This is a genomic window from Acidimicrobiales bacterium, from assembly GCA_036399815.1.
In the GTDB taxonomy this organism is placed as follows: Bacteria; Actinomycetota; Acidimicrobiia; order Acidimicrobiales; family DASWMK01; genus DASWMK01.
Map to the genome: position 1 here is coordinate 1 of DASWMK010000212.1, position 24,590 is coordinate 24,590.

General features: G+C 72.9%; 20 protein-coding genes. 12 read left to right on the forward strand and 8 right to left on the reverse strand.

What is annotated here, in order from left to right; genetic code table 11:
- The 8 genes from VGB14_15760 to VGB14_15795 form a co-directional block, all read right to left on the reverse strand.
- On the reverse strand, positions 1–2,296 hold a 2,296-nt coding region (locus VGB14_15760), incomplete at its 3' end, for a xanthine dehydrogenase family protein molybdopterin-binding subunit (GenBank protein HEX9994384.1).
- Positions 2,293–3,063, reverse strand: a complete 771-nt coding sequence (locus VGB14_15765) for an SDR family NAD(P)-dependent oxidoreductase (GenBank protein HEX9994385.1) — start codon at positions 3,061–3,063, stop codon at positions 2,293–2,295. The genes VGB14_15765 and VGB14_15760, both read right to left, overlap by 4 nt.
- 15 nt (positions 3,064–3,078) lie before the next feature.
- Positions 3,079–4,557, reverse strand: coding sequence for an amidase family protein (locus VGB14_15770; GenBank protein ID HEX9994386.1), 1,479 nt, complete (start codon positions 4,555–4,557; stop codon positions 3,079–3,081).
- A gap of 9 nt (positions 4,558–4,566) precedes the next feature.
- The gene (locus VGB14_15775; GenBank protein ID HEX9994387.1) at positions 4,567–6,378 is read right to left on the reverse strand and encodes an FAD-dependent monooxygenase; all 1,812 of its coding nucleotides are present in this window, start codon (positions 6,376–6,378) and stop codon (positions 4,567–4,569) included.
- A gap of 127 nt (positions 6,379–6,505) precedes the next feature.
- Positions 6,506–8,131, reverse strand: a complete 1,626-nt coding sequence (locus VGB14_15780; GenBank protein ID HEX9994388.1) for a class I adenylate-forming enzyme family protein — start codon at positions 8,129–8,131, stop codon at positions 6,506–6,508.
- The gene (locus VGB14_15785) at positions 8,128–9,105 is read right to left on the reverse strand and encodes a UbiA family prenyltransferase (GenBank protein ID HEX9994389.1); all 978 of its coding nucleotides are present in this window, start codon (positions 9,103–9,105) and stop codon (positions 8,128–8,130) included. Before VGB14_15785 ends, VGB14_15780 begins: the two co-directional genes overlap by 4 nt.
- A 13-nt stretch (positions 9,106–9,118) precedes the next feature.
- Positions 9,119–11,623, reverse strand: a complete 2,505-nt coding sequence (locus VGB14_15790; GenBank protein ID HEX9994390.1) for an FtsX-like permease family protein — start codon at positions 11,621–11,623, stop codon at positions 9,119–9,121.
- Positions 11,616–12,341: an ABC transporter ATP-binding protein gene (locus VGB14_15795; protein HEX9994391.1), complete on the reverse strand. Its 726-nt coding sequence runs from the start codon at positions 12,339–12,341 to the stop codon at positions 11,616–11,618. Before VGB14_15795 ends, VGB14_15790 begins: the two co-directional genes overlap by 8 nt.
- 631 nt (positions 12,342–12,972) lie before the next feature.
- Between VGB14_15795 and VGB14_15800 the strand changes: the two genes are divergently transcribed.
- From VGB14_15800 to VGB14_15855, 12 genes are read left to right on the forward strand one after another with little or no spacing between them, the layout of a single operon-like run.
- Positions 12,973–13,317, forward strand: coding sequence for a phosphopantetheine-binding protein (locus VGB14_15800; GenBank protein HEX9994392.1), 345 nt, complete (start codon positions 12,973–12,975; stop codon positions 13,315–13,317).
- 1 nt (position 13,318) lies between these two features.
- The gene (locus VGB14_15805; GenBank protein ID HEX9994393.1) at positions 13,319–14,482 is read left to right on the forward strand and encodes a beta-ketoacyl-[acyl-carrier-protein] synthase family protein; all 1,164 of its coding nucleotides are present in this window, start codon (positions 13,319–13,321) and stop codon (positions 14,480–14,482) included.
- Positions 14,479–15,159 (forward strand): hypothetical protein, encoded by a 681-nt coding sequence (locus VGB14_15810; GenBank protein HEX9994394.1) that lies wholly within the window; start codon positions 14,479–14,481, stop codon positions 15,157–15,159. The genes VGB14_15805 and VGB14_15810 overlap by 4 nt, the downstream gene beginning before the upstream one ends.
- Positions 15,149–15,901, forward strand: a complete 753-nt coding sequence (locus VGB14_15815; GenBank protein ID HEX9994395.1) for an SDR family NAD(P)-dependent oxidoreductase — start codon at positions 15,149–15,151, stop codon at positions 15,899–15,901. The genes VGB14_15810 and VGB14_15815 overlap by 11 nt, the downstream gene beginning before the upstream one ends.
- Before the next feature lie 13 nt (positions 15,902–15,914).
- Positions 15,915–16,835: an ACP S-malonyltransferase gene (locus VGB14_15820; protein HEX9994396.1), complete on the forward strand. Its 921-nt coding sequence runs from the start codon at positions 15,915–15,917 to the stop codon at positions 16,833–16,835.
- Positions 16,832–17,878 (forward strand): SDR family oxidoreductase, encoded by a 1,047-nt coding sequence (locus VGB14_15825; protein HEX9994397.1) that lies wholly within the window; start codon positions 16,832–16,834, stop codon positions 17,876–17,878. Before VGB14_15820 ends, VGB14_15825 begins: the two co-directional genes overlap by 4 nt.
- On the forward strand, positions 17,878–18,879 hold the full coding sequence (locus VGB14_15830) for an SDR family oxidoreductase (GenBank protein ID HEX9994398.1): 1,002 nt from the start codon (positions 17,878–17,880) through the stop codon (positions 18,877–18,879). The genes VGB14_15825 and VGB14_15830 overlap by 1 nt, the downstream gene beginning before the upstream one ends.
- Positions 18,876–20,351 (forward strand): PEP-utilizing enzyme, encoded by a 1,476-nt coding sequence (locus VGB14_15835; protein HEX9994399.1) that lies wholly within the window; start codon positions 18,876–18,878, stop codon positions 20,349–20,351. Before VGB14_15830 ends, VGB14_15835 begins: the two co-directional genes overlap by 4 nt.
- Positions 20,352–20,353: 2 nt before the next feature.
- The gene (locus VGB14_15840; GenBank protein HEX9994400.1) at positions 20,354–21,208 is read left to right on the forward strand and encodes a MaoC/PaaZ C-terminal domain-containing protein; all 855 of its coding nucleotides are present in this window, start codon (positions 20,354–20,356) and stop codon (positions 21,206–21,208) included.
- A 9-nt stretch (positions 21,209–21,217) separates the two neighbouring features.
- The gene (locus VGB14_15845; GenBank protein HEX9994401.1) at positions 21,218–22,540 is read left to right on the forward strand and encodes a nucleotide sugar dehydrogenase; all 1,323 of its coding nucleotides are present in this window, start codon (positions 21,218–21,220) and stop codon (positions 22,538–22,540) included.
- Positions 22,533–23,531 carry an NAD-dependent epimerase/dehydratase family protein gene (locus tag VGB14_15850; protein HEX9994402.1) on the forward strand — a complete coding sequence of 333 codons (999 nt, stop codon included), beginning with the start codon at positions 22,533–22,535 and terminating at the stop codon, positions 23,529–23,531. The genes VGB14_15845 and VGB14_15850 overlap by 8 nt, the downstream gene beginning before the upstream one ends.
- Positions 23,519–24,571, forward strand: coding sequence for a glycosyltransferase family 4 protein (locus VGB14_15855; protein ID HEX9994403.1), 1,053 nt, complete (start codon positions 23,519–23,521; stop codon positions 24,569–24,571). The genes VGB14_15850 and VGB14_15855 overlap by 13 nt, the downstream gene beginning before the upstream one ends.
- The last annotated feature ends 19 nt before the right edge of the window (positions 24,572–24,590 follow it).

The following is a 24,590-nucleotide window of genomic DNA, read 5'->3' on the forward strand; positions in this document are numbered from 1 at the left end:
CTCCGTTGGCGATGGTGGTCGGTGCCGGATGGGGTTCGCCGCCGGCCCCCTGGACGGCCCGCCACACCCGCTCTGGGGTGGCCGGGAGGGGGACGTGGCGGACGCCGAAGGGGGCGAGCGCGTCCACGACGGCGTTGAGGACGGCCGGCGTGGCGCCGATGGTGCCGGACTCCCCGATGCCCTTGACGCCGAGCGGGTTGTTCGGCGTGGGGGTCTCCATCGAGTGGAGCTCGAAGCTCGGGAGCTCGGCGGCGGACGGCATGGCGTAGTCGGCGAGCGTGGCGGTCAGCGGTGTGCCCTGGTCGTCGAAGCGCATCTCCTCGTAGAGCGCCTGGGCCACGCCCTGGGCGATGCCGCCGTGGCGCTGGCCGTCGGCGAGGAGCGGGTTGAGGATGCGGCCGGCGTCGTCGACGGCGACGATGCGGACCAGGCGGGTGCCGCCGGTCTCGGTGTCGACCTCGACGACGGCGAGGTGGGCGCCGAACGGGAACGTCGGCTCGGTGCGGAACTCCCCGTGGGCGGCCAGGCGGGCCTCGCCGCTGCGGGCGACGACGTCGCGCCAGCCGACCGACCGGGCCGGCGTGCCGGCCACGTGGAAGCGGCCGGCGACCCGGTCGAGCACCACGTCGTCGGCCGCCGCCTCGAGCAGGTCGGCGGCCAGCTTGCGGGCGTCCTCGGCCAGCCGGTTGGCGGCGAGGTGGACGGCGCTGCCGCCGATCTGGAGCGAGCGGGACGCGTAGGTGCCCATCCCGGTGGGGACGGCGTCGGTGTCGCCGTGGACGATCCGTACCCGCTCCATCGGCACGCCGAGGGCGTCCGCGACGAGCATCGACCAGGCGGTGACGTGGCCCTGGCCGTGCGGCGACGTGCCGGTCGTGGCCGTCACGTTGCTGTCGGCGTCGATCGTGACCGTCGACTCCTCGAACGGCGGCTCGGGCTGGCCGGTGATCTCGACGTAGGCGGCCACCCCGATGCCGAGCTGGACCGGGTCGCCGGCCGCCCGCCGCCTGGCCTGCTCGGCCCGCAGGTCGCCGTAGCCGGCCGCGTCGACCACGAGGTCGAGGGCCCGGCCGTAGTCGCCCGAGTCGTAGCGGGCGCCGGTCGCCGACACGTACGGGAACGAGCCGGCCGGCACCAGGTTGCGCCGGCGGACCTCGACGGGGTCGATGCCGATCGCCGCCGCGAACACGTCGACGGCCCGCTCGACGGTGAGGGTGGCCTCCGGCCGGCCGGCGCCCCGGTACGGCGCCGTCGGGGCCGTGTTGGTGACGACCGACGTGGTCGAGGTCTGCACCTTCGGGATGGCGTAGGGGCCGGGCGCCAGCAGCGCGGTCAGGGTCGGCAGCCAGGCGCCGAGCTCCGGGTAGGCGCCGGCGTCGGCCAGCACGTCGACCCGGTAGGCGAGGATGCGGCCGTCCCTGGTGCCGCCCACCTGCACGGTGATGCGCTGGCCCCGGCCGGCGGTCATCGCCTGGAAGGCCTCGGTCCTCGTCTCGACCCAGCGGACCGGGCGCCCGACGCGGCGGGCGAGGATGCCGAGCAGCAGCTCCTCGGGCGAGACGATCTTCGCCCCGAAGCCGCCGCCGACGTCGGGCACGAGCACGAGCACGTCGTCCGGGCCGAGCCCGTGGACGGCGACCAGGGCGTCCTTCACCAGGTGCGGGGCCTGGGTGCTGGCCCACTGCACGAGGCGGCCGTCGACCCAGGCGGCGGCCGAGCACCGCACCTCGAGGGGCACGGCGGCGAGCCGGGTGTGGTCGATGGTGAGCGGCTCGGTGACCACGTCGCAGCCGGCCCACAGGTCCTCGACGGCGGTGGGCGGGTTCACGTAGGCGACGTTCGTCCCGGCCTCGGGGAACAGGAGCGTCCCGCCGGCCAGCGCGTCCTCGACGTCGACGACCGCGGGCAGCGGCTCGTACTCGACGACGACGAGGTCGGCGGCGTCCCTCGCCCGGTAGGCGTCCTCGGCCACGACGGCCACGACCGGCTCGCCCACGAACCGGACGGTGCCGTCGGCGAGCAGGGACCGGCCCATGGCCGGCGGCAGGAACGGCATGGGGGGCGACGGCGGCAACCCGAGGTCGGCGGCGGTCACGACCGCCAGCACGCCGGGCGCGGCCTCGGCCTCGCTCGTGTCGATCGAGGTGATCCGCCCGTGGGCGACGGTCGAGCGGACGTAGGCGACGGCGGCGGCACCGGCCAGGCGCTCGTCGCGGAGGTCGGCGACGTAGGTGCCGCCCCTGGTGAGGAGGGTGAGGTCCTCGCGACGGAGGACCCGCTGGCCGAAGAGGCTCATACGCAGAAGAACCCCCCGTTCACGTCGATCACGGCGCCGGTGACGTAGGACGACTCCTCGCCGGCGAGGAACATCACGGCGTCGGCGATCTCCGACATCTCGCCCCTGCGCCGCAGCGGGATCTGGGCCAGCACCTCGGCCGGGTTCTCCCGGGTGTTCCAGATGGCCTCGACCCGGGCGCCGCTGCGGATGAAGCCGGGCGACACGATGTTGACCCGGATGCCCTCGGGCCCGAGGTGGCGGGCCAGGTTCCTCGTGAGGCCGATGACGCCGGCCTTCGCCGCGCTGTACTGCGGCGGGAGGAGCTCGGTGCCGGCCCGGCCGGCGATGGCGCCCATGTTGACGACCGCCCCGCCGCCGGCGGCCCGGAAGTGGGGCAGCGCGGCCTTGATGCAGAAGTAGGTGCTCTTGACGTTCCAGCCGATGACGCGGTCGAAGTCCTCCTCGCTCACCTCCTCGATGTGCAGCGAGGTGTAGGCGCTGCCGCCGGCGTTGTTGACGAGCACGTCGAAGCGCCCGAAGCGCTCGGCGGTCTGGTCCACCGCCCGCCGGCACTCGTCCGCCGACGACAGGTCGGCGTGGACCCCGAACACGTCGAAGCCCTTGTCGGCCAGCTCGCCCACCGCGGTCTCGAGCGCCTCGCCGTCCCGGTCGACCAGGCTGACCCTGGCCCCCTCCAGCGCGAAGGCGGAGGCGATCTCGCGACCGATGCCGTTGGCCGCGCCGGTCACCATCACTGCCTTGCCGTCGAAGCGCTTGCGGTCCATGTGCCCAGTCCTCCTCTACAGGCGCGAGTACCAGTGGTGCCACGGCCGGACCGCCTCGTAGGCGGCGCTGGCGCCGAGCACCAGCGCGTCGCCGAAGCGGGGGCCGACGACCTGCAGGCCGACGGGGAAGCCGTCGGGGGTGAGCCCGGCCGGCACCGAGGCGGCCGGGTGGCCGGTGAAGTTGAACGGATAGGTGAGGCACCAGCCGAGCAGCGGGTCGACCGCCTGCCCGGCGACCTCGCGAGGCCCGACGGTGCCGCCGCGGGGGTCGTTCGGCACCGACGCGACCGCGAGGGTCGGGGCGACGAGCACGTCGAAGGCGCCGAGCACGTCCTGGACGGCGTCGAACACCGCCGTCCGCACGGCGTCGTCGACCTTCAGCCGGCGGGCGGTCACGCCATCGGCCGACTCGACCAGCGCCAGGAACCCGGGGGTCAGCTTGTCCCTGGCCGGCGTGGCCAGCAGGTCGAGGCCCTGGGCGGCGAACCCGTCGAGCGCGTCGCGGAGGGACACGGCGACGGCCCGCAGCAGCACCTCGCACAGCTCGTCGTGGGTGTGCCCGAAGCGGAGGTCGACCCGTTCCACGGTGTAGCCGCAGCCCTCGAAGGCCAGGGCGGCCTCCTCGGCCACCCGCGCCACCGCGGGGTCCACGGGGAAGCCGCCGAGGTCCGGGCTCCACGCCACCCGCAGGTGCTCGGGTGGGCGCCGCGCCGCGTCCAGGTACCCGCCGCCGGCACCCGGGAGGCTCCACGGGTCCCGGGGGTGCTCACCGGCCAGCAGGTCGAGGAGGGCGGCGGCGTCGGCCACCGTGCGGGTGATCGGCCCGCTCGCCACCATCGGGCAGGTGGCGCGGAAGGCGTTGGGGCGGGGCGTGGACGGCACCCGGCCGAACGACGGCTTCAACCCGTAGACGCCGCAGAGGGCGGCGGGGATGCGGATCGACCCGGCCCCGTCGGACCCGACGGCGCCGGCCGCCATGCCGGTGGCGACGGCGGCGGCGCTGCCCCCCGACGAGCCGCCGGCGTTGCAGCCGGTGCCGAAGGGCGTGGACGTGGGGCCGACGAGGTCGTTGTCGGTCGTGCCCTTGTGCCCGAGCTCGGGCACGTTGGTCTTGCCGACGATCACGCACCCGGCCTGCCGGAGGCGCTCCACGCCGACCGAGGGCCGGGCCGGCCGCCAGTCGGCGAGCGGCACGCAGCCGAACGTGTTCGGCACGCCGGGCACGAAGTCGTACAGGTCCTTGACGGCGACGGGGACGCCGTCGAGCGGGCTCAGCCGCTCCCCCGCCGCCGCCCTGGCCTCGGCCCCCCTGGCGAGCGCCACCGCGTCCTCTCCGAGCACCGAGACGAAGGCACGGGTCGTCACGTCGCGCTCCCGGATGCGGTCCAGGTGCGCGTCCACGACCTCCACCGGGCTGACCTCGCGGCGGCCGATGCGCTCGGCGAGGTCGACCAGCGGAAGGCTGCACAGTTCAGGGGGGCCAGACCGGGACATCGCTCGCTCCTACGACGCCACCGCCAGCGGGGCGTCCGCCGACGCCGGCTCGAGGTCGCTCAGCGCGAACACCCGGGCGGCGTGGATGTGGGCGAGGTGGGACTGGTGGTGGACCGGGAGCTTCTCCTGCCAGTAGGTCTCGCCCTCGTGGCCGGGCTCCTCGGCACCGAGGCCGAACGTGTACGGGTCGATGTCGGCCTTGTCCACCGGCATGCCGAGCTGCTCGGCGGCGCCGGCCATCAGCTCGACGGCCAGCGTCTCCATGAACTGGACGTTGCGGCCGAGCGCGTCGCGCAGCTGGTCCTTCGGCACCGGGAACAGCAGCCACGAGTTGATGTCGCGCACCAGCTCGTGGTCCATGTCGAAGAAGCCGCTGCGGACGTGGCCGTCGTCCAGCTCCTGCCACCGCCGCAGGAACCACTGCATGTGGTGGTTGAGGCGGTGGAACCGCTGCCACACCGGGCCGATCTCCGGGTGGATGTCGACGTCGTAGGTGCCGCCGGCGATGAAGTTCTTGCCGAGCAGCATGAAGTAGATCAGCGTGTCCCAGGCCGCCTTGGCGGTCCAGCAGATCGAGCTGCCCATGAGCCCGTATTGGTTGAGCCAGGTGGGCAGGGCGTTGCGGCAGAGGCGCAGGAAGGCCTCGTTGGCCTTCTCGGCCCGCTCGGCGAAGTCCGGGTCGCCGGCCCGGTCGTGCTTGATCAGGTCGACGATGTACATGTTCGACAGGGCGATGAAGTCCGACCCCGGCGAGTAGAGCGGGTCGTGGAAGTAGCCGGCGGGGCCGGTGCAGGCCCAGCGCTCGGGCGAGAACACCCGCTTGGTCGCGTGGGAGAAGTGCTTCATACCGTGGAAGTCCTGGAGCGAGCCCTTCTTCGCCTCGACGTCGGCGGCCAGCTGGGGCTCGTTCTCCCACAGCCACGAGAGGGCCTTCTCGAACGTGGCGATGCGCTCGTAGGGGACCCACCGGGGGTCGGCGACGATGCCGATCGAGATCGAGCCAGACGACAGCGGGATCAGCCAGACCCAGTAGCCGGTGCCCATGAGGTGGACGGTGCTGCGCCAGCGGTCCTGGCCCGGCACCCGCCGCAGCCACTCGAGCTGCTGCTCGGCCCGCTCGGGGTCGAGGTTGTCGCGGTCGACGAAGTCGTCGACGGCCACCATCTCGCCGAGGCGCCACCACACGGCGTTGACGTCGTGGGGGGTGGTCTCGGCCAGGCCCAGCTTGCGCTTGATGAGGCCGCGCCAGCCGCTGGCGTCGACGACCCAGCGCGCCTTCGCGGTCGCCTGCTCGCCGTCGCGGTTGACGGTGACCGTGTGGCCGTTCTCGCCGTCGAGGGTGAAGTCGACGACCCTGGCCCGGTCGAAGAACTCGACGCCCTTCGACACGCCGATCTCGGCGACGCGGTTCTCGAACCGGCCGCGGTCGATCTGGAAGGTCCAGGAGTGCATGTCGGTCCTGGACCCGATCTCCACCCGGTCCTCGATGTGGCGGTTGTCCCGGGTCGGCATGAAGTACCGGAGCCCGAGCTTGCGGATGTGCTCCTCCTTCATCATCTCGAACAGCCCGAGCGTGCGGCCCCAGTACCACTCGGCCACCTCGCTCGAGGACTCGCCGACCTTGAAGGCGGCGTCGGGCGCCGGGTGGGCGGCGCGGTCGGCGACGCCCACGCGGATCCCGGGCACGTCCTGGACGAGCTGGAGGGCGAGGCACAGGCCGGCCAGGCCGCCACCCATGATGAAGACGTCGTACTCGCCCGTCGGCACGCCCTTCGCCGACCAGGGCGCAGGGATCGTCTCGTTCGACGTCGTCGCGCTCACGATCGTGTTCCTCCTGAGATGTCGAGGTCCGCCGGCGTCGCGCCCGGCACCTCGTCCGGTTGCGGTCGTCCCGCCGCCGGCACGGCGCCGGCGGCCGGGTGGTGCTCGTTGTGGGTGCCGCTCACGGTCAGGCGCTCGTCAGCTCGGCCGGCGCGGGGTCGGCGTCGGCGGGAGCGGCCGCCCGCTGCGCCTCGAGCTGGGCGACCAGCGCGCGGCGCCGGACCTTCATGGTCGCCGTCCTCGGGATGTCCTCCCAGGGCAGCTGGATGGGCGCCTCGAGCTGGGGCAGGTCGGCCGTCGCCTTGGCCCACGCCGCCCGGTCGAGCGGCTCCCCGGCGGTGGCGACCACCGGCTGGGCCTTGCCGTCGACGGCGACGATGACCACCTCGGTGAGCTGGGGCAGCTCGTCGAGGAGCCGGTCCTCGAGCTCGAGGCAGCTCTCGACGCCGGGCACGAGGTCGATCTCGCGGTCGTAGAGGATGGCCCGGCCCGTCTTGGTGACGACGCCGACGTCGCCCATCGTCCACCAGCCGTTGCGGCGCCGGCGGGCGTGCAGGTCCTCCTGCCCGTAGTACGTCATGGCGAGGCCCTTGGACTTCACCTCGAACTCGCCGAAGCTGCCGCGCGGGAGCGGCTCGCCGGTCTCGATGTCGACCGTGCGGATGTCCGACATGCCGAGGAACTTGAAGCCCATGCTGCGGAGGTTCGGGGCCTTGCCCGGCTTCCGGCGCACGGTCCTGCGCGTGTACAGGTCGCCGGTGATGCCGCCCGACTCGCTCTGGCCGTAGGCCTGGAGCACGAACGCCAGCTTCTTGTCGGAGGCGTCGAGGCAGATCCTCGCCGTGCGCGGGTGGATGGCGTCGAAGGCCGAGATGAAGAAGCGGGTGTCGGTGAAGACCTCGGGGTTCGCCTGGATCATCGGCTCCCAGTAGAGGAGCGCGTTCGGCAGCGCCTCCATGATCGTCGGCCGGAACTCGAGGAGCGCCCGGCTGGCCACCTCGGGGTCGGTGGTCGCCATGGCGAGCAGCGGGCAGCCGATGTGGAGCACCGCGGCCATGCCGTCGATGGCCCGCGCGTGGCTCCACGACAGCTGGGCGGCGTAGCGGTCCCTCCGGCGGAACGACACCACCGGCCAGGGCATCGTCTGGAGCTTGGCGCGGTGGGAGATCGACGCCGCCGAGTGCTGCACCATCTTCGGGACGCCGGTCGTGCCGGACGTGTGGGTCAGGATCATCGGCTCGCCCTGCGCCGGCGGATTGGGCCGCGGCGGCAGCTCGCCCCGCAGGTCGTCGAGCGGGACGGCGCCGGGGTGGGCCCCGTCGAGGCTGACCACCCGGTACTCGGGCGAGCCGTCGAGCAGCCGCCACCGATCGATCACGCCGCGGTCGGCGAACACGGCCGACGGGCGCAGGCGGTCGAGCATCACCGGGGCCTGGTCGGGGAAGATGCCGCCGGACAGCAGCGCGGGCAGCGCCCCGAGGCGCACGGCGGCCGCCCCGAGCAGGAGCGTGTCGAAGTGGTTGGTCTTCGCCACCGCGACGCGGTCCCCCGGGCGGACGCCGGCGGCGGAGAACCAGCCGGACGCCTCCCGGACGAAGTCGGCCATGGCGGCGTAGGTGAGGGTCGTCCCGTGGCGGGGAACGAGCGTGGACGGGGTGTCGAGCCGGACGACCGCGTCGGGCATCTTCTCGGCGGCCCGATCGAACAGGACGCCGATGCTCTCCTTGTCGTCGGTGAATCGGAGGTGTCTCATCGCCAGTTCAGTCCCAGGTTGATGAGGGCCAGGATGGGCACGCCCGTGCGGAGGACCCTGAAGCCGATCCGCCGAGCCTCGAGGTACCGGTGCTCGCCGACCGACAGCCGCAGCTGCCTGGCCTGGAGGGCCACGACGGGCACGAGGGTGAGGCAGAACCACGGTGAGAGGGCGCCGGTGACGAGGCCGGCGAGGGCGATCAGCCACCCGGTGCAGAACACCGCCACGATGAAGCGGTGGTGCCCCTCCTCGGACAGCAGGACGGCCATCGTGCGCCGGTTGGCCTGACGGTCACCCTCGACGTCGTGGCTGTTGCTCATGATCGAGACCTGGACGAACCAGGTCGCGAACAGCAGCGCCTCGACCGTCACGACCGAGGCCGTGTCCCCCGTGACGAGGGCGAACGGGAAGAAGACGCTGCTGAACTTCACCAGGTAGAGGACGAGCTCCTGGGCCCCCAGGTAGCTGAGCTTCAACCCGGCGGAGTACTGGAAGCCGATCACCATCACGAGCAGGTAGAGCGGCAGGTACCAGACGGGCTCCCCGCCGGCCATCACGAACGACACCACCACCGCCGTGAGGCACACGACGGCGGCGAAGCGGGCGTAGGCGACGGCCTGGCCCTCCGTGCACCACCCGAGCAGCAGGGGCTTGCGGGTCATGGGCCGGAGGCCGGTGGGGTCGGAGTTCTTGTAGTTGATCCAGTCCGTGCCGTCCCGGTAGCCGGTGACGTCGTCCATGGTCCCCGCGGTGGCGACCATGGCGACGTAGGCCAGGAGCGTCACGGCCAGCAGGGCGAAGGTCCTCGGCTCGAAGGCGCGGTCCCCGTCGACCAGGGTCCACCAGATGAGCGTGCCGAGCCAGTTCTCCCAGCGGATGGTCCGCCCCATCCTGAAGTAGGCGTTGAGCCGCCGCCGCAGGGAGGGGCTGGTAGCCCCTCCCTGCACGACGGGCGTACCGGAGGTGACGGTCACGGTCGCCGGGCTCCTACTCGTACCTGACGGTCTCGATGACGTCGACCTTCAGGAGCCGGCGGGTCGGCACCCAGACCGCCAGGCCGGCGGCGACCAGGGCGGCGACGAGCATGCCGCCGGCGGCACCCCACGGGATCTGGACGGGCGGGAACGTGCCGCTCTGGGCACCGGTGGCATACACCATGACCCGCACCGAGATGATCCCGACGGGGAAGGCGATCAGCCAGGCCAGGAAGCCCACCGAGAGGGACTCGAGGGTGATCTGGCGGCCGAGCGCCTTGGTCGTGGCCCCGACCAGGCGGGAGAGGCCGATGCTGATCCGCCGGGCGCCGAGGGAGGCCACCGCCGTGGTGACGCCGACCAGGATGGCGAGGACCAGGCAGATCATGCCCATGCCGTTCAGGATCCCGAGGACCTGGCCGTACAGGCCGAGCAGGTGGTCCTCCATCTGCTGACCGGTCCACACGGTCAGGCCGGGGTAGGCGCCGAGGTGCTCGCGGACCTGGGCGGCGGCCTGCTCGACGGTCGACCCGTCGGCGGCCTGCACGATCAGGTCGAAGGGCCGGGGGTCGCCGGTGATCGTGGTGTAGGTGTCGTAGGACATGAAGATCACGCCCGTGTCGCCGGTGTAGTCGTCGACCGTCGCCACGATCGGGGCCCGCAGCGTGCCGTTGGCGGACGGCAGCTCCAGCGTGTCGCCGACCTCGACGTCCTCCAGCCAGGCGAAGTTCGTCGACACGGCGACCGAGCCGGCGGTCAGCTCGTCCCAGAACCGGTCGCCGCTCACGCCCTCGTTGACGTTGAGGTGCACGAGGTCGGACACGCCGTCGGTGTTCCAGGCGTAGAGCTGGACGTTGCGGTCCTTGAACTTGATCGGGGCGAAGGTGAACTCGACGACCTCGCCGACGGCCGGCAGCTGCTCGAGCTCGTCGGGGACGGCCGGCTGGAACTTCTCGTCCCGCAGGTTGACGCCCGGCTCGGCCGGCATGACGAACAGGTCGCCCTCGGTCCAGGCCTCGACGCTGGTGCGCAGGCCGTTGCCCAGGCTCTGGGCGGTGCCGGCCAGCGCGATCGACAGGATCAGCGCCACGGCGAGGACGGAGATCATCCCGACCCGCTTGCGGGCGCCCGCCGAGAACTCCCGGCCGGCGCTCATGGCGGCGAAGCCGCCGAAGCGGTGCAGGACCCGACCGAAGATGCCGGGCAGGGCCAGGGCGAAGGCGACGGCCGAGGCCATGGCCAGCACGAGGGCCGACCCCGTCATCTTGGCGGGCAGGGTGCGGGAGCCGACCAGGGCGAGGGCGGCCAGCACCACGCCGGCGGCCAGCGGGGCGAGCACCGGGGCCCCCTTGGTGCTCGCGGGGGCGGGGCCGCGGATGGCCTCGATGGCCGGCACCTTCAGGAACGAGCGCAGGCCGGCGGCCCACGCCAGGGCGCTCAGGAACAGGCCGGCGCCCAGGCCGGCGACGGCCGGGAAGCCGATGGCCGGGGGCTTGGGCGAGGCGGCGAGGCCGGTCAGGTTCACGACCTGCTCGGCGAAGCTCGTCATCCCGCCGGCGGCCAGCAGGCCGAGGGGCACGCCGATGACGGCGGCCGCGACCGTGGCGCCGAGGAAGATGAGGCCCGAGCCGGCGGCCAGGCTGCGCGGCGTCGTGCCGATGAGGCGGAGGCGGGCGACGTTGTCCCGCTCGTCCTCGATCATGAGCCGCCAGCAGACGAACAGCACGGTGCCGGCGGTCAGGAGGCCGACGACGCCGACCATCATCAGGATCTGGCGGATGAAGGCGAACGACGTCTGCTCGGGGGCGATGACGTCCTCCTCCGTGCCGACGATGGCGGCCTGACCGGCGGCCGAGGCGACCGACTCGCGGATGGCGTCGGTGTCGGCGTCGGTCTGGAAGAACACGGCGTCGACGCCGCTGCGGTCGAAGGCCTTCTGGACGTCGGCCAGCCGGGCCAGCGCGATGGCGCCGTCGTTCGGCAGGTCGGCCGAGGTGGTGCCGGCGATGACCCAGTCGGAGCCGCCGCCGGGGCCGGAGATGCGGACGGTGTCGCCGAGGGCGAGGCCGTTGCGGGCGGCCCACTGCTCGGTGACCGTCAGCTGGAGGGCGTCGTCAGGCACGCCGGAGGCCCGCTGGACGTCGGTGAAGTCGGGAACGAAGCCGGCGTCGCCGTCGAGGCCGAGGATCGTGATCACGGCCCGCTCGCCGCCGGCGATCCGGCTGTTGGCGAAGGTGACCCTGGCCGTCGTGCTCCCCTCGCCGGCCCGCTCCACGGCGGACACGACGTCGGGCGCCATGCCGGCCGGGTTGCGGGAGCCGGCGACGAGGTCCGAGTCGACGACCTCGAGGCCGGTGCCGCCGTCGACGGCGGTCAGGATCGAGCTGATCACACCCGCCACCATCGTCGCCAGCATGATGCCGATGACGGCGCTGGCCAGCGTCGCCACCGCGCGGAGGCGGTGCCGGCGCCACGACCGGACGAAGGTGGTGGCGACGAGGGAGGCGCCGCTACGCATGGCGGTCCTCGCCGGCGATCCGGCCGTCGACGAGGCGCAGGACGCGATCCCCGGCGGCGGCGACCATCGGGTCGTGGGTCACGACGAGCGCGGCGACCCCGGTCTTGCGGACCAGCTTGGTGAACAGCTCGAGCACGGCGCGGCTGTTCTCGCTGTCGAGGGCGCCGGTCGGCTCGTCGGCGAAGATCACGCGCGGGTTGCCGGCGCACGCCCGGGCCACCGCGGCCCTGGCCGCCTCGCCGCCCGACACCTGGGCCGGCCAGTGCTTGGTCCGGCCGCCGAGGCCGACGACGGTCAGCATGTCCCGCGCCCGCTCGAGGGCCTCGGCCCGGCTGGCGCCGGCGAGGATCAGCGGAGCGGCCACGTTCTCCTCGAGGGTGAGCGTGGGAATCAGGTTGTTGCGCTGGAGGACGAAGCCGACGTGCTCGGCCCGCCACGCCGCCAGCTCCTTCTCCTTCATCTCCGCGAGGGACTTCCCGTCGAAGGAGACGGTGCCGGAGCTCGGCGTGTCGAGGCCCGAGAGGAGGTGCAGCAGGCTGGACTTGCCGCTGCCCGAGGGGCCCACGAGCACGGTGATCTCGCCGGCGTGGAGTGCGATGTCGACGCCGCGGACGGCCTCCACGGCGCTGTCGGCCTCGCCGTAGGTCTTGCGAAGGTCTCGCCCGGTGATGACGGTGGTCGCGCCGCGGCCGTTGCCGTTGGCCGAAGCCGTCGTCACTCCCCGGGTTGCGGTATCGGACAGGCTCATCCCGATCCTCTCGTGTGGGTTGCTCGGTACGTAGGGAGCTGCCGCTCCGCTGGCACGAAGGCCACCCCCCGCTGGTTCCACCGCCCCCAGCGGTCCGGCCGCACGGATGCGGGCTCCGAGGTCTTCTCGGAGCTTGCCGATCCGAGAAGCGACTATAAGAACGGTCCCGGAGACTGTCAATGGGGAATGACGGGATCGTTCGAAGTTACACACGGCGGGAATATGCACGCGGTGTGCGGAACTGCTTCACACCATGTGAAGAAGGCCCGCCAGGCGGCCCCGCCTATTTACTTCGCAGGCTGTGCAGCCCCTTTTTCCTACACGCGGTGCGCACTCCCGGTGGCGGGCCCGCCGCTCCTGTGACGGTCGTCATACGCTCTGACCTGCACTTCTTGCCGAGGAGGCGTCAAACAATCCGCGCACCGCGAGAAACTCGGACTCCCAGAATCGGTCTTGACGAGGATACGAGGCGTCCGCATACTGCGACACCGGCGGTGCGATCCGCTCGGTCCGGAAAACCACTCCGGCCGACGGTCGGAATACCGACCGAGTCCTTCGCACTCAGACGCCTCGTCTTTGTGAATTCCAAGGGGGAACTCACGTGAACCGCGATGAGCTGTTGGCCCGCCTGCGTGTCCACATGGAGGAGCACCTGGATCTCGATCCGGAGCTCATCACCGAGGACGCGCTGCTGGTCGACGATCTCGACGTCGACTCGCTCGACCTCCTCGAGCTGATCATCCACCTGAAGAACGAGTTCGGCATCTCCGTCAACGACGGCGAGGTGAAGCAGCTGCTGGGCAACCTGGCCCGGTTCCTGCCCCAGTCCGCCGAGTACGGCGCCCAGCTCTCCGACGAGCAGCTGGCGCAGGTCACCCGGTCCCTGCGGGTCAGCACGATCATCGACTTCGTCGAGTCCCGCATGTCGACCTCGGTGGGGCGCTGAGATGAAGGCCAGAACGGTCTGGGTGACCGGGATCGGCGCGGTGAGCCCCGGCGGCTGGACGGCGAAGGACACCTGGAACGCCGTCGTCGCCGGGAAGTCGCTCGGCCGCCCGATCGAGCGGTTCGACCTGTGCGGGGCCGCCACCAGGGTCGCCGCCACGGTGCCGGGCCGTGAGCGGTCGCTGCCGTCCGACCAGTCCCTGGCCCTCGAGTTCGGACTGGTGGCGGCGAGGGAGGCGGTCGCCAACGCCGGGCTCGTGGGCGGCGACGTCCAGATGGCCCTGATCGGCAACCACGGCGACCGCCGGGTGCCGGTCGGCGACCACGACGCGCAGATCATCCGCATCGACCGGCTCTCCGAGGCGATCGCCCGCGAGGTCGGGGCGCAGCGGTGGACCGCCAGCCACGGCGCCTGCGCCGCCGGCTCCCTCGCCATCGGCTTCGGCGGCGAGTACGTGCGCAGCGGCGCCTACGACGTGGTGCTGGCCGGCGCAGCCGACTCCCTGCTCAACGGCTACGACTTCTTCCAGTTCTGCAACCTGCACGGCATGACCGAGCGGGAGTGCGAGCCCGAGGAGGCCTCGTGCCCGTTCGACCGGCGCCGGGACGGCTACCTGCTCTCCGAGGGCGCCGGGTTCTTCGTCCTCGAGTCCGAGGAGCACGCGAGGGCCAGGGGCGCCGAGCCGCTGGCCGTGCTCGAGGGCTTCGGGGCCAGCCAGAACGCCCACCACTACGTCGCCCTCCCGCCCGACGCGTCCGGCCCGACCCTCTCGATGAAGGCGGCGCTGAAGTGCGCCAGGCTGGACCCGGAGGACGTCGGCTACGTCAACGCCCACGGCACCAGCACGCCGGACAACGACTGGTGCGAGACCCTCGCCATCCACAACGCCTTCGGCGACCACGCCGAGCGGCTCGCGGTCAGCTCCAGCAAGAGCATCCTCGGGCACGCCACGGCCGCCGCCGGGGCCGTCGAGGCGGTCGTCTGCGTGGAGGCCCTCCGCAACGGGGTGCTGCCGCCGACCGCCAACCTGCACGAGCCCGACCCGCGCTGCGACCTCGACTACATCCCGCTCGAGGCCCGCGAGCAGCAGGTCGACCACATCGTTTCCAACAGCTTCGGTTTCGGGGGCCACTGCGCCTCCATCGTCCTGGGACGGGTCGCATGAGCTCCAGCATCCTCGTCAGCGCCTTCTCCTCCGCCGGCCTGCCGGCCCGCGAGGACCTCAAGGCGGCCGCCAAGCGCTTCGCCACCCCCAAGGTGATGCGCTTCCTCGACAACATGGCGCTCCCGGCGTACGTGGCCGGCATGTCGGCCCTCGCCGGCTGCCCGGGCGTCGACCCCCTCACCTGCGGGGTCATGACGGTCACGAACTGGGACCCCACCTACCACCAGCCCGAGCTGCCCGAGGACGGGCCCCAGGGCTTCCAGGGGGTCGCCACCTACTACCGCCAGCAGGCCAGCCCGACCGGGTGGCTGCGCAAGATGATGAACAACACCAACTGCCACGTGTGCGTGTCGGGGAAGCTCCAGGGCCCGAACCTGCACTTCGCCGGCTGGTCGCCGGCGCTGGTCGACGCCCTGTTCTTCTCGGACCGGCTGCTCGAGACGGGTGCCGCCGAGCACATGCTGGTGCTGGCCTTCGACGCCCCTCCCGGTGAGGAGTCCACCCACGACCCGGCCGGCACGGCGTCGGCCATCGTGCTGGCCAGGACCGCCGCCGGCCAGGGCACCTTCGAGATCCCGCCGCTCGGCTCGGGCCACCCCGAGGTCGGGTCGGTCGCCATGCTCGACCGCCTGATCGCCGAAGCGGCAACCCTGGAGGTCGCTTCCAGTGTCGCCTGATCGCCGCTCGTCCCGCGGCACGGGGACCGGGGTCGCCCTCGTCACCGGTGGCTCCGGCGCCCTGGGCGCCGCCGTCTGCCGTGAGCTCGACGCCATGGGCTACCGGGTCGCCATCCACTACGCCGGCAACGAGGACGGCGCCATCGCCGTCCAGAAGGACTGCGTCAACGACTCCGTCGTGGTCCGGGCCGACGTCGCCTCGTGGGACGAGGTCAAGGCGATGGAGGAGCTCGTCCGTGAGCGGCTGGGCCCGGTCTCGGTCCTCGTCAACAGCGCCGCCGTGCGCCTCGACGGGCTGATGGCCACCCAGCCGGTCGCCGAGTGGCAGCGCACGATCGAGGTCAACCTCCTCGGCACCTTCCACACGTGCCGGGCGTGCGTGCCCCAGATGCTGCTGCAGCGTTGGGGCCGGGTCGTGAACGTGGTGTCGCCCATCGGCACCACCGGCAACGCCGGCCAGACCGCCTACTCGGCCTCGAAGGCCGGGGTGGTGGGCCTGACCAAGAGCCTGGCCCTGGAGTGCGGGCGGAGGGGCGTGACCGTGAACGCCCTCTCGCCCGGGTTCATGGAGAGCGCCATGGTGGCGTCCCTCCCCGAGACCACGCGCGCCGAGCTGATCGGCCGCGCCGCCATCCGGCGGGTCATCGACCCGTCCGAGGTGGCCGCCGCCGTCCGCTTCCTCGTCGAGAGCCCCGCCGTGACCGGGACGATCCTGTCCGTCGACGGCGGGATGTCCTCCTAGGAGATCCGACCAGATGTCAACGTTCGTCGTCACCTTCCCCGGCCAGGTCTTCGACGCCGGGCTGCTGGCGAGCGTGCTCGATCCGATGCGGGACGAGCCGCTGGTCCAGCGCCTCGCCGACCTGCTCGGCACCGACCAGTGGGCGACCCTCGACGCCACCGACGCGTCGATCGCCGGCCCCTGCACCCTGGTGGCCGGGCTGCTGACGGCCCGCCGTCTGGTGGACAGGAGCAAGGTCGGCGCCGCCGCCGGCCACAGCTTCGGCGAGATCACCGCGGTCGCCTACGCCGGCGGGCTGTCCGACGAGGACGCCCTCGCCATCGTGCGGGCCCGCGGCGAGGTCTGCCGGGAGTCCAACCGGGCGCGCCAGGGCCAGATGATCGCCGTCATGGGCCTCGACCTCACCGAGGTCGACTGGATCCGCCGGGTGGCGATCGCGCAGGCCGGCGGCGTGCTCGAGTTCGGTGGGATCAACGACCGCAGCCAGTTCGTCCTCACCGGCGACAAGGCCACCGTCGAGACCGCCACCGCCATGCTCGCCGAGGCCCAGGCGCTCGTGGTCCCGCTGCCGATCCCCGGCGCGTTCCACTCGCCGATCATGCACCGGGGCGTGCCCGCCTTCGCCGAGGTCGTCGGCGCCGCCCCCGTGGCCCCGCTGGACTTCCCCGTCTACTCGACCATCGACCTGAAGCGCCACGAGCACGGCCAGGACTTCCGGGAGCTGATCGTGCGGGCGCTGGTCATGCCCGTCCGCTGGCGGGAGGTCACCGAGGCCCTCCGTGACGACGGCTTCACCACCGCGGTCGACGCCGGCCCGGGCGAGACCCTGGCCAAGCTCGGCCGCCGCAGCAAGGTGCTGCGCTTCCTCGACCACTCCAAGCTCGGTGAGTACGGCCGCCAGCTCGCGGCCACTGGCACGGGAGGCCGGGCATGAGCATCCTCCTCTCCGGTGGGACCGGCTTCCTCGCCCGGGCCTACCTCCGCTCCGTCGGCGAGCCGGTCGTCGCCCTGATCCGGCCGCCGACCCACGACGACCGGGCCCGGTCGCTCGCCCGGCGCCTCGGCATCGACATCTCCGCCGTGGCCGGCGACATCCGCAGCCCGCGCTGGGGCCTCGACGACGCCACCATCGAGCGGCTGCGGGGCGAGGTCCGGCTGGTCGCCAACTTCGCCGTGCAGAGCTCCTGGGCGGCCTCGTGGACGAGCCTGATGTCGACCAACGTGGACGGCGCCCGCAACGCCGTCGACGTGGCCGCCGCCCTCGGCGTGCCGCTGCTCCACATCAGCTCGCTGTACGCCGCCTACGGCTACTCGCGCTACGTCCCCGAGGCGCTCGTGGACGAGCAGCCCCACCTGTCCAAGTACGAGCGCAGCAAGTGCCGGGGCGAGTGGGCGGTGGCCGACCGGGCCGCCGAGCTCGGCGTGCCGACCTGGATCGTCCGGGTGGGCGCCCTCGGCGGCGACCTCAAGGTCGACCCCGAGACCAGGGAGAAGACCAGCGCCCCGGTCATGGCCCGCCTGATCGACAGCGACAGCGAGGGCTGGGCGCCCTACGCCCTCGGCGCCCGCCTCGACCTGGCGCCCCGCGACCTCGTGGCCGAGCGGATCGTCGCCATCACGAGCGGCGAGCCGACCGACGACCTCGTCGTGAAGCACGTCTGCCAGGGCCACTCGGCGCCCCACGCCGGCGCCATCCTGGCCGAGGCGTCCCGCCAGGGCATGGGCAACAAGCACAAGCTGCGCCCGGTCCCCGTGCCCGCCAGGGTGCTCATGGAGGTGTCGGAGATGGCCGACCGGTTCGGCCGGGGCCGGCGCACGAACCTCCTCATCGGCGCCCGCTACTTCTGCTCCAAGACGGTGTTCCTGTCCGACGGCCTGGGCCAGGAGGTCTCCCTCCCCGACCTCGTGTCGACGCTCGTGCGCAAGCCCAAGCGCGAGCCGACCGGCCTGCCCGAGTTCTACGTGAGGTGGCTCTGATGCTGCTGATCCTCGGTGCCGGAGGCTTCATCGGCACGGCCATCGCCCGCAGGGCCGCCGAGTTCGACATGGACGGCGTGCACTGCCTGGTGCGGCGGCCGACGCCCGAGCTCGAGGCGTACGGCAAGGTCCACATCGGCGACGCCCGCCGCCCCCAGCTCGGGCTCGAGCGGGAGGAGGCCGCCTACCTGGCGGCCGAGACGACCCACCTCGTGCTCACGATGGGCCGGGTCTTCTTCGGCATGACCCTGGCCGAGGCCCGCAGCAACCACCTCGGCCCGCTCCAGGCGGCGCTGCACTTCGCCCGCAGCTGCAAGAAGCTCGAGTCGATCACCTACGTGTCGAGCATCGCCGCCGTCGGCGACGTGAAGCACAAGGTCCGCAGCGACGAGCTGCCCTCGCCCATCAAGCTCCGCAACTTCTACGAGTGGGCGAAGTTCGAGGGCGAGCGCCTCGTGCGGTCGTTCCCGAAGCCGGTGCGCATCGTCCGCCCCGGCCAGGTGATGAACAGCTTCGACGACACCCAGAAGACCCGCGAGCCGCTCGTGATGTTCGAGGCGCTGCCCTACCTCGCCTCGGGCCGGCCGCTCGTGACCGGCGGGAACATGGACTACTGGTGCGGCCCGGTCGACTTCGTCGCCGACGTCACCCTGGCCGTGTCCCGGCGGGAGCAGCACCTGGACGCCGTGTGGGCCATCGACCCGAACTCGCCGAGCCTGCACGACATCCTCGACGTGATCGCCATGCGGCACGGGCTCGGCGCCCCCCGCTACGTGAACCGCAAGGTGGCCAAGGCCGTGTCGGCGGTCGTGAAGCCCGAGTGGCTCGGCCTCGACAACGTGTCCCGGGAGGTCCTCCCGTACACGCACGCCACCTACGACCTGGACCTGTCCTGCATCGAGCGCCTGGTCGAGGCCGGCGAGGTCAACCTGCCGCGGGACCGGTCCTACGTCACCCGCACCATCGACCACGAGATCGAGCGGATGAGGTCGCTGTCATGAAGACGCCCCGGTTCTCCGTCGACACGCCGCCGGTCACCGGCGAGGCGGTCCTCAGCGCCGCCAACTTCCGTGAGGTGGCTCCCGAGATCCTGTCGCCGCTCAGCTTCTCGCTCATCGGCGCCGGCATGGAGGTCGCCTTCCGCTCGGTCGCCGCCAAGACCGGCATCGTCATCGAGGGCCCGAACCCCGAGTACCTCGCCTTCCGGGCCTTCCGGCCGTACCACGTGATGAGCGAGATCGACAAGTTCGTCGCCCGCATGCCGATCATGAGCCGCAGCGACGTCTGGGAGCTCCTGCTCGGCGGCCCGCCGCCGCTCGCCGGCGAGCCCAAGGAGGAGACGGCCGACCCGCGCAAGATCTGGAACGCGGTGAAGGTCGGCCTGCTGCTCGGCCGGGGCAACGGCGAGTTCTCGGGCCGGACGGCGGCCCAGGTGGCGAGGGCCGAGGACGCCGTGCGCGGCGTGCTGGCCGACGGCTCGCCCATCAAGGTCGGCTCGGCCTTCGAGCTGTCGTTCACCGCCGCCCGCACCGCCTGGGCGCTCCACACGAGGACGACGACCCTGGCCGCCGCCGCGGCGTCGGCCATGCGCCACCTGTTCCTCCAGGACTACGACGAGGCGACCGCCACCGAGCTGCTGCGGGTCGTCGCCCGGCGGGCCGGCGAGGCCGCCTACGCCTCGGCCACGGCCGGCCGCCTGCCGAGGGGCGCCGACCGGCTCCAGAACTACGAGGTCGCCGACCGCTCGGACCGCTTCGCCCCGTTCTGCATCGCCAAGGAGGCGGCCCAGCCGCTCGGCGGGTCGGCCATGGGCGGCGGCCACCACAGCGAGTCGGTCGCCCTGCCCAACGGCACCCTGGCCGGCAAGACGGCCAACAAGCTGATCGACCTGCTCGACTCCCTGCTCGCCGAGCGGGAGCGCTCGAAGGAGCTCGGCCTGCGGGCCCTGCACTGCGTGCGCCTCCTCCTCGAGTCGGGCGCCACCGGGATCGACGCCGGCGACGCCGCCCTGCTCGGCGCCACCGAGCTGACCCGGCTGGAGCGCCGGGCCCAGCAGCGCCTGATCGACGCCCGCACCGAGGAGCTCCAGCAGGCCGCCGCCCTGGCGCTCGGCCCCGACGTGCAGGAGAAGGGCGAGGACCTCGTCAACATCCCTCGCCAGGCGCTGACGTTCGTGGACACCGCCGTCGGCACGCCGCTCGCCCCCGGCTGGGCCGAGGGCCCGCTGATGGTCGAGAGCGACGGGTCGGGCAAGGACGTGATCTGCGGCGAGCGGGTGGACGGCAACTACGTGCTCGCCGTCCAGCCGGCCGGCGTCATCACGGCCTTCGGCAGCATCCTCTCCCACGTCGCCATCGTCTGCCGCGAGCTCGGCATCCCGCTCGTGGCCGGCATCTCGATCCCCGAGTCCCAGGCGTCCGGCCGGGTCGTCGTCGACGGCTGGAGCGGCCGGGTGTTCCGAGAGGCGGCGTAGCCGTGACCGCCTTCCCGGTGCTCGGGACCGTGCTCGACGACGAGGTCGTCGGCCGCACCTACGCCATCGACGGCGTGGTGGTCGACCCGGTCGCCGCCGAGGCCTACGCGGCGGTGGCCGGGGACGACCCGGCCCGCTACGGCACCTCGTCCACCCACCCGTGCTTCGTGATCAACCCGGCCATGAAGGTGCTGGAGGAGCTGCTGGCCGACCCGGCCCTCGGCGTGCGCCGCGAGGACATGCTCCACGCCCAGTCCGACATGGTGTTCGCCCACGCGATCGCGCCGGGCGAGGTCGTCGACCTGCGGGCCGTCATCCTCGACGCCGGGGAGTACGGCGCCCGCCAGGCCTACGTCATCGAGACGACGGTCCACGACCGCTCGGGCCGGCTGCTCGTCGCCCTCGAGACCATCCTCGCCTTCGCCTCGCCCATCCCCGGCGCCGCCGGCCGGCCGCCGGTGTTCGCCCCGCCGCCGCTGCGGGCGAACAAGCCGCCGGTCATCGAGGTCGAGCGCCTGCTCGACGCCGACCTGCCCCGGCGCTACGCGGCCGCCTCCGGCGACCACAACCCGATCCACCTCGACGACGCGGCGGCGAGGGCCGCCGGCCTGCCCGGCGTCATCCTCCACGGCATGTCGACCATGGCGATCGGCGCCACGCTCGCCGTCGACGGCCTGTGCGGCGGTGACCCCGGTCGGCTCCGCCGCATGCGGGTCCGGTTCTCGAAGCCGACCGCCCCCGGCTGCCGCGTCACCTACCGGTTCCACGCCACCGACACGCCTCGTCTCTTCGCCGTGACCGCCCACGCCGACGGCCGCGCCATCTGGAAGCAGTCGGTCGTCGAGCTGTCGAACTGAGGAGCCCCGATGAGCACCGCAGACCACCAGCAGCCCACCGGCCACGAGGTCGCCGTCGTCGGCCTCGGCTACGTCGGGCTGACCATCGCCGTGGCCCTCGCCGACGCCGGCGTCCGGGTCCTCGGCTACGACGTCAACACCCGCCTGACCGCCGCCCTCCGCAGGGGCGAGTTCCCGTTCTACGAGCCCGGCATCCCCGAGGCCCACGCCACCCTGCCGCCCGGCCGCTTCGACATCGTCGACGAGCTGCCCGACGTGCTGCCGCCGGCCGTCATCGTGTGCGTCGGCACGCCGGTCGACGACACGACCCACCAGCCCGAGCTGCGCTACCTGCACGCCGCCCTCGACACGCTGGTGCCCCGCCTGACCGACGAGACGCTCGTGATCCTGCGCAGCACGGTCCCGGTCGGCACGTCCCGCACGGTCGTCCTGCCCCGGCTGGCCAGCCGGGTGGAGCGGCCCCTGCTGGCCTTCTCGCCCGAGCGCACCATCCAGGGCAAGGCCCTCCGCGAGCTGCGGGAGCTGCCCCAGGTCATCGGCGCCCTCGACGAGCGCTCGCTCGCCAGGGCGAAGGAGCTGCTCGGCCGGCTGAACCGGAACCAGACGGCGGTCTCGTCGCTCGAGGCGGCCGAGATGGTGAAGCTGATCTGCAACTGCCACACCGACCTGATCTACGGGTTCGGCAACGAGGTGGCGCTGATGGCCGAGTCGCTCGGCCTCGACGCCGACGAGGTGATCGCCGCCGCCAACCACGACTACCCGCGGCCCGACCTGAACCGGCCCGGCTTCGTCGGCGGCAGCTGCCTCGTGAAGGACCCGTACCTGCTCATGCGGTCGACGGAGCGGGGCGGCTACTTCCCGCCGCTCGTGTCCGCCGCCCGGCGCCTGAACGAGCAGGTGCCCTACCACGTCGCCGACCGGGTCATGCGGGCCCTGAAGGCCAACGAGCGGGTCGACGAGGCCCGGGTCCTGATCTGCGGCCTGGCCTACAAGGGCTGGCCGGTCACCGACGACGTCCGCGGCGCTCCGTCCGTCCCGATCATCGAGGCCCTTCGCGACCACGTGGGCGAGATCGTGGCCCACGACCACATGGTCGGCGCCGAGCGGGCCGCCGGCATGGGCGTGCGCCTCGTCGGCCTCGAGGAGGGCTTCGCCGGCGCCGACGCCGCCCTCGTCCTCATCAACCACCCGGGCTACCGCGACGCCGACATCGAGCGGCTGATCGCCACGATGCGCCGGCCGGCCGTCGTGTTCGACGCCTGGGGCATCTACAAGGACCGCCTCGCCTCGAAGGCCGGCGAGCTCACGTACCTGAGGTTGGGCCGTGGCTGATCGAGTCCTCGTCACCGGCGGCGCCGGCTTCGTCGGCTACCACCTGGCCTCGGCCCTCGTCGAGCGGGGCTACCGGGTCACGCTCGTCGACGACCTGTCGAGGGGCCGGGTCGACGCCGACCTCCGGGCCCTGCTCGACCACGTCGAGCTCGTGCAGCACGACCTCACCGAGCCGCTGCCCGGCGTCGCCCTCGGCAACGGCTGGCGGTACGTGTACCACCTCGCCGCCGTCGTCGGCGTCCAGCGGGCCAACGGCCAGCCGGCCAGGGTGCTGCGCACGAACCTCCTCAGCACCGTCAACGTCCTCGACTGGTGCGCGAGGGTCACGCCCGAGGCCGTGTTCCTCAGCTCCACGAGCGAGATCGGCGACGGCGCCGCCCGCCTGGGCCTCACCGGCTACCCGGTGCCCGAGTCGGCCGCCTTCGCCCTGCCCGAGCCCCACGCCCCCCGCACCAGCTACTCGGTCAGCAAGCTGGCCGGCGAGCTGCTGACCATGCACATGGCCGAGGCGTCCGGGTTCCGGGCGAGGATCGCCCGCTACCACAACGTGTACGGGCCGCGGATGGGGCACTCCCACGTGATCCCGCAGTTCATCGACCGGGTGCTCGACGGCGTCACGCCGTTCCCGCTCTACGGCGCCCACCAGACGAGGGCCTTCTGCCACGTCCGCGACGCCGTGGACGCCACGATCCGCCTGACCGAGCTGCCCGGCGACGAGCCGGTGCTGGCCAACGTCGGCAACGACCGCGAGGAGCTGCCGATCATCGACCTGGCCCGCACCCTGTTCGAGCTCGTCGGCGTGAGCCCGCCGCTCGAGATCCACGACCCGCCGGCCGGCTCCCCCGACCGGCGCCTGCCGGACCTGACGAGGCTCCGGGCGCTGACCGGCTACGAGCCGTCGGTGCCGCTGTCGGAGGGCCTCGCCGACACCTACGAGTGGTACGCCCGGGACCGGGCCGCGACGCGGGTGGGAGCCGCATGCGCGTCCTGATCGTCCACGAGGGGTACTTCCCGGCCCTGGCCGGCGCCGAGACCATGGCGTGGCGGGCGGCGACCGGGTTGGCGACCCGCGGCCACGAGGTGGCCGTGCTGGGCGCCCCCACGGCCCCGGTCGCGACCGTCGACGGCGTGCACGTCGTCACCGACCCCCTGGCGCTCCCTTGGGTCCCCGATGTCGTGCACGCCGTCGACCTGGTCAGCAGGACCTACGCCCTGCTCGCCGCCGAGGTCGCCGACCGGGCCGGGTCCCCCCTCGCCGTGACCCCCGCCTCCGCACCCGAGGTGTGGCAGGACCGGGAGGCCGGCATGGACGTCTGCCGGCGGGCCGACGTGGTGTTCGTGCTGACCGGCGCCGAGGGCTCGGTGTTCCGGGCCGCCGGCGTCGCCGCCGAGCGCCTCCTCGCCGTCGGCCAGGGCCCCGAGATCGAGGGCCGGCCCGACCCGGACGCCTTCCGGGCCGCCACCGGCGTCGACGGGCCGTTCGTGCTGTACCTGGGCCGCAAGGCCCGGTTCAAGGGGTTCCACCGGGTGCTGGCCGCCGCGCCGCTCGTGTGGGAGCGCCGGCCGGACGCGGCGTTCGTGTTCGCCGGGCCGGACTGGGACCCCGACGCGAAGGACGTGATGGCGGCGTCCGCCGACCCCAGGGTCGTCGACCTCGGGGTGGTCGACGGTGCCACCAAGCGCGACGCGCTGGCCGCCTGCTCGCTGCTGTGCCTGCCCTCGACGGCGGACGTGTTCCCGCTGGTGTTCGTGGAGGCGTGGACGTGCGGGCGCCCGGTCGTGTCGGGCGACTTCCCCGGTGCCACCGAGGTCGTCCGCCACGGGCTGGACGGGCTGGTGGTGCCGGTCGACCCGGCCCCGCTCGCCGAGGCGGTCGCCGACCTGCTGTGCGACGACGCACGGCGGGTGGCGATGGGCGAGGCCGGGCGGCGGCGGGCCGAGCAGGACCTGACCTGGGACGCGGTCACCGACCGCATCGAGGCCGCCTACCGGCGTCTGCGGGCGCCCGTCGGCGCCGGAGACCCGACCTAGAACGACCACGAAGGAGCGA

Excerpts from the sequence above, each read along its gene's own strand:
- VGB14_15830 (HEX9994398.1), top strand. The coding sequence starts at position 17,878 with ATGCTGCTGATCCTCGGTGCCGGAGGCTTCATCGGCACGGCCATCGCC.
- VGB14_15790 (HEX9994390.1), bottom strand. The coding sequence starts at position 11,623 with ATGCGTAGCGGCGCCTCCCTCGTCGCCACCACCTTCGTCCGGTCGTGG.
- VGB14_15820 (HEX9994396.1), top strand. The coding sequence starts at position 15,915 with ATGTCAACGTTCGTCGTCACCTTCCCCGGCCAGGTCTTCGACGCCGGG.
- VGB14_15770 (HEX9994386.1), bottom strand. The coding sequence starts at position 4,557 with ATGTCCCGGTCTGGCCCCCCTGAACTGTGCAGCCTTCCGCTGGTCGAC.
- VGB14_15805 (HEX9994393.1), top strand. The coding sequence starts at position 13,319 with ATGAAGGCCAGAACGGTCTGGGTGACCGGGATCGGCGCGGTGAGCCCC.
- VGB14_15835 (HEX9994399.1), top strand. The coding sequence starts at position 18,876 with ATGAAGACGCCCCGGTTCTCCGTCGACACGCCGCCGGTCACCGGCGAG.
- VGB14_15855 (HEX9994403.1), top strand. The coding sequence starts at position 23,519 with ATGCGCGTCCTGATCGTCCACGAGGGGTACTTCCCGGCCCTGGCCGGC.
- VGB14_15845 (HEX9994401.1), top strand. The coding sequence starts at position 21,218 with ATGAGCACCGCAGACCACCAGCAGCCCACCGGCCACGAGGTCGCCGTC.
- VGB14_15765 (HEX9994385.1), bottom strand. The coding sequence starts at position 3,063 with ATGGACCGCAAGCGCTTCGACGGCAAGGCAGTGATGGTGACCGGCGCG.
- VGB14_15810 (HEX9994394.1), top strand. The coding sequence starts at position 14,479 with ATGAGCTCCAGCATCCTCGTCAGCGCCTTCTCCTCCGCCGGCCTGCCG.
- VGB14_15825 (HEX9994397.1), top strand. The coding sequence starts at position 16,832 with ATGAGCATCCTCCTCTCCGGTGGGACCGGCTTCCTCGCCCGGGCCTAC.
- VGB14_15780 (HEX9994388.1), bottom strand. The coding sequence starts at position 8,131 with ATGAGACACCTCCGATTCACCGACGACAAGGAGAGCATCGGCGTCCTG.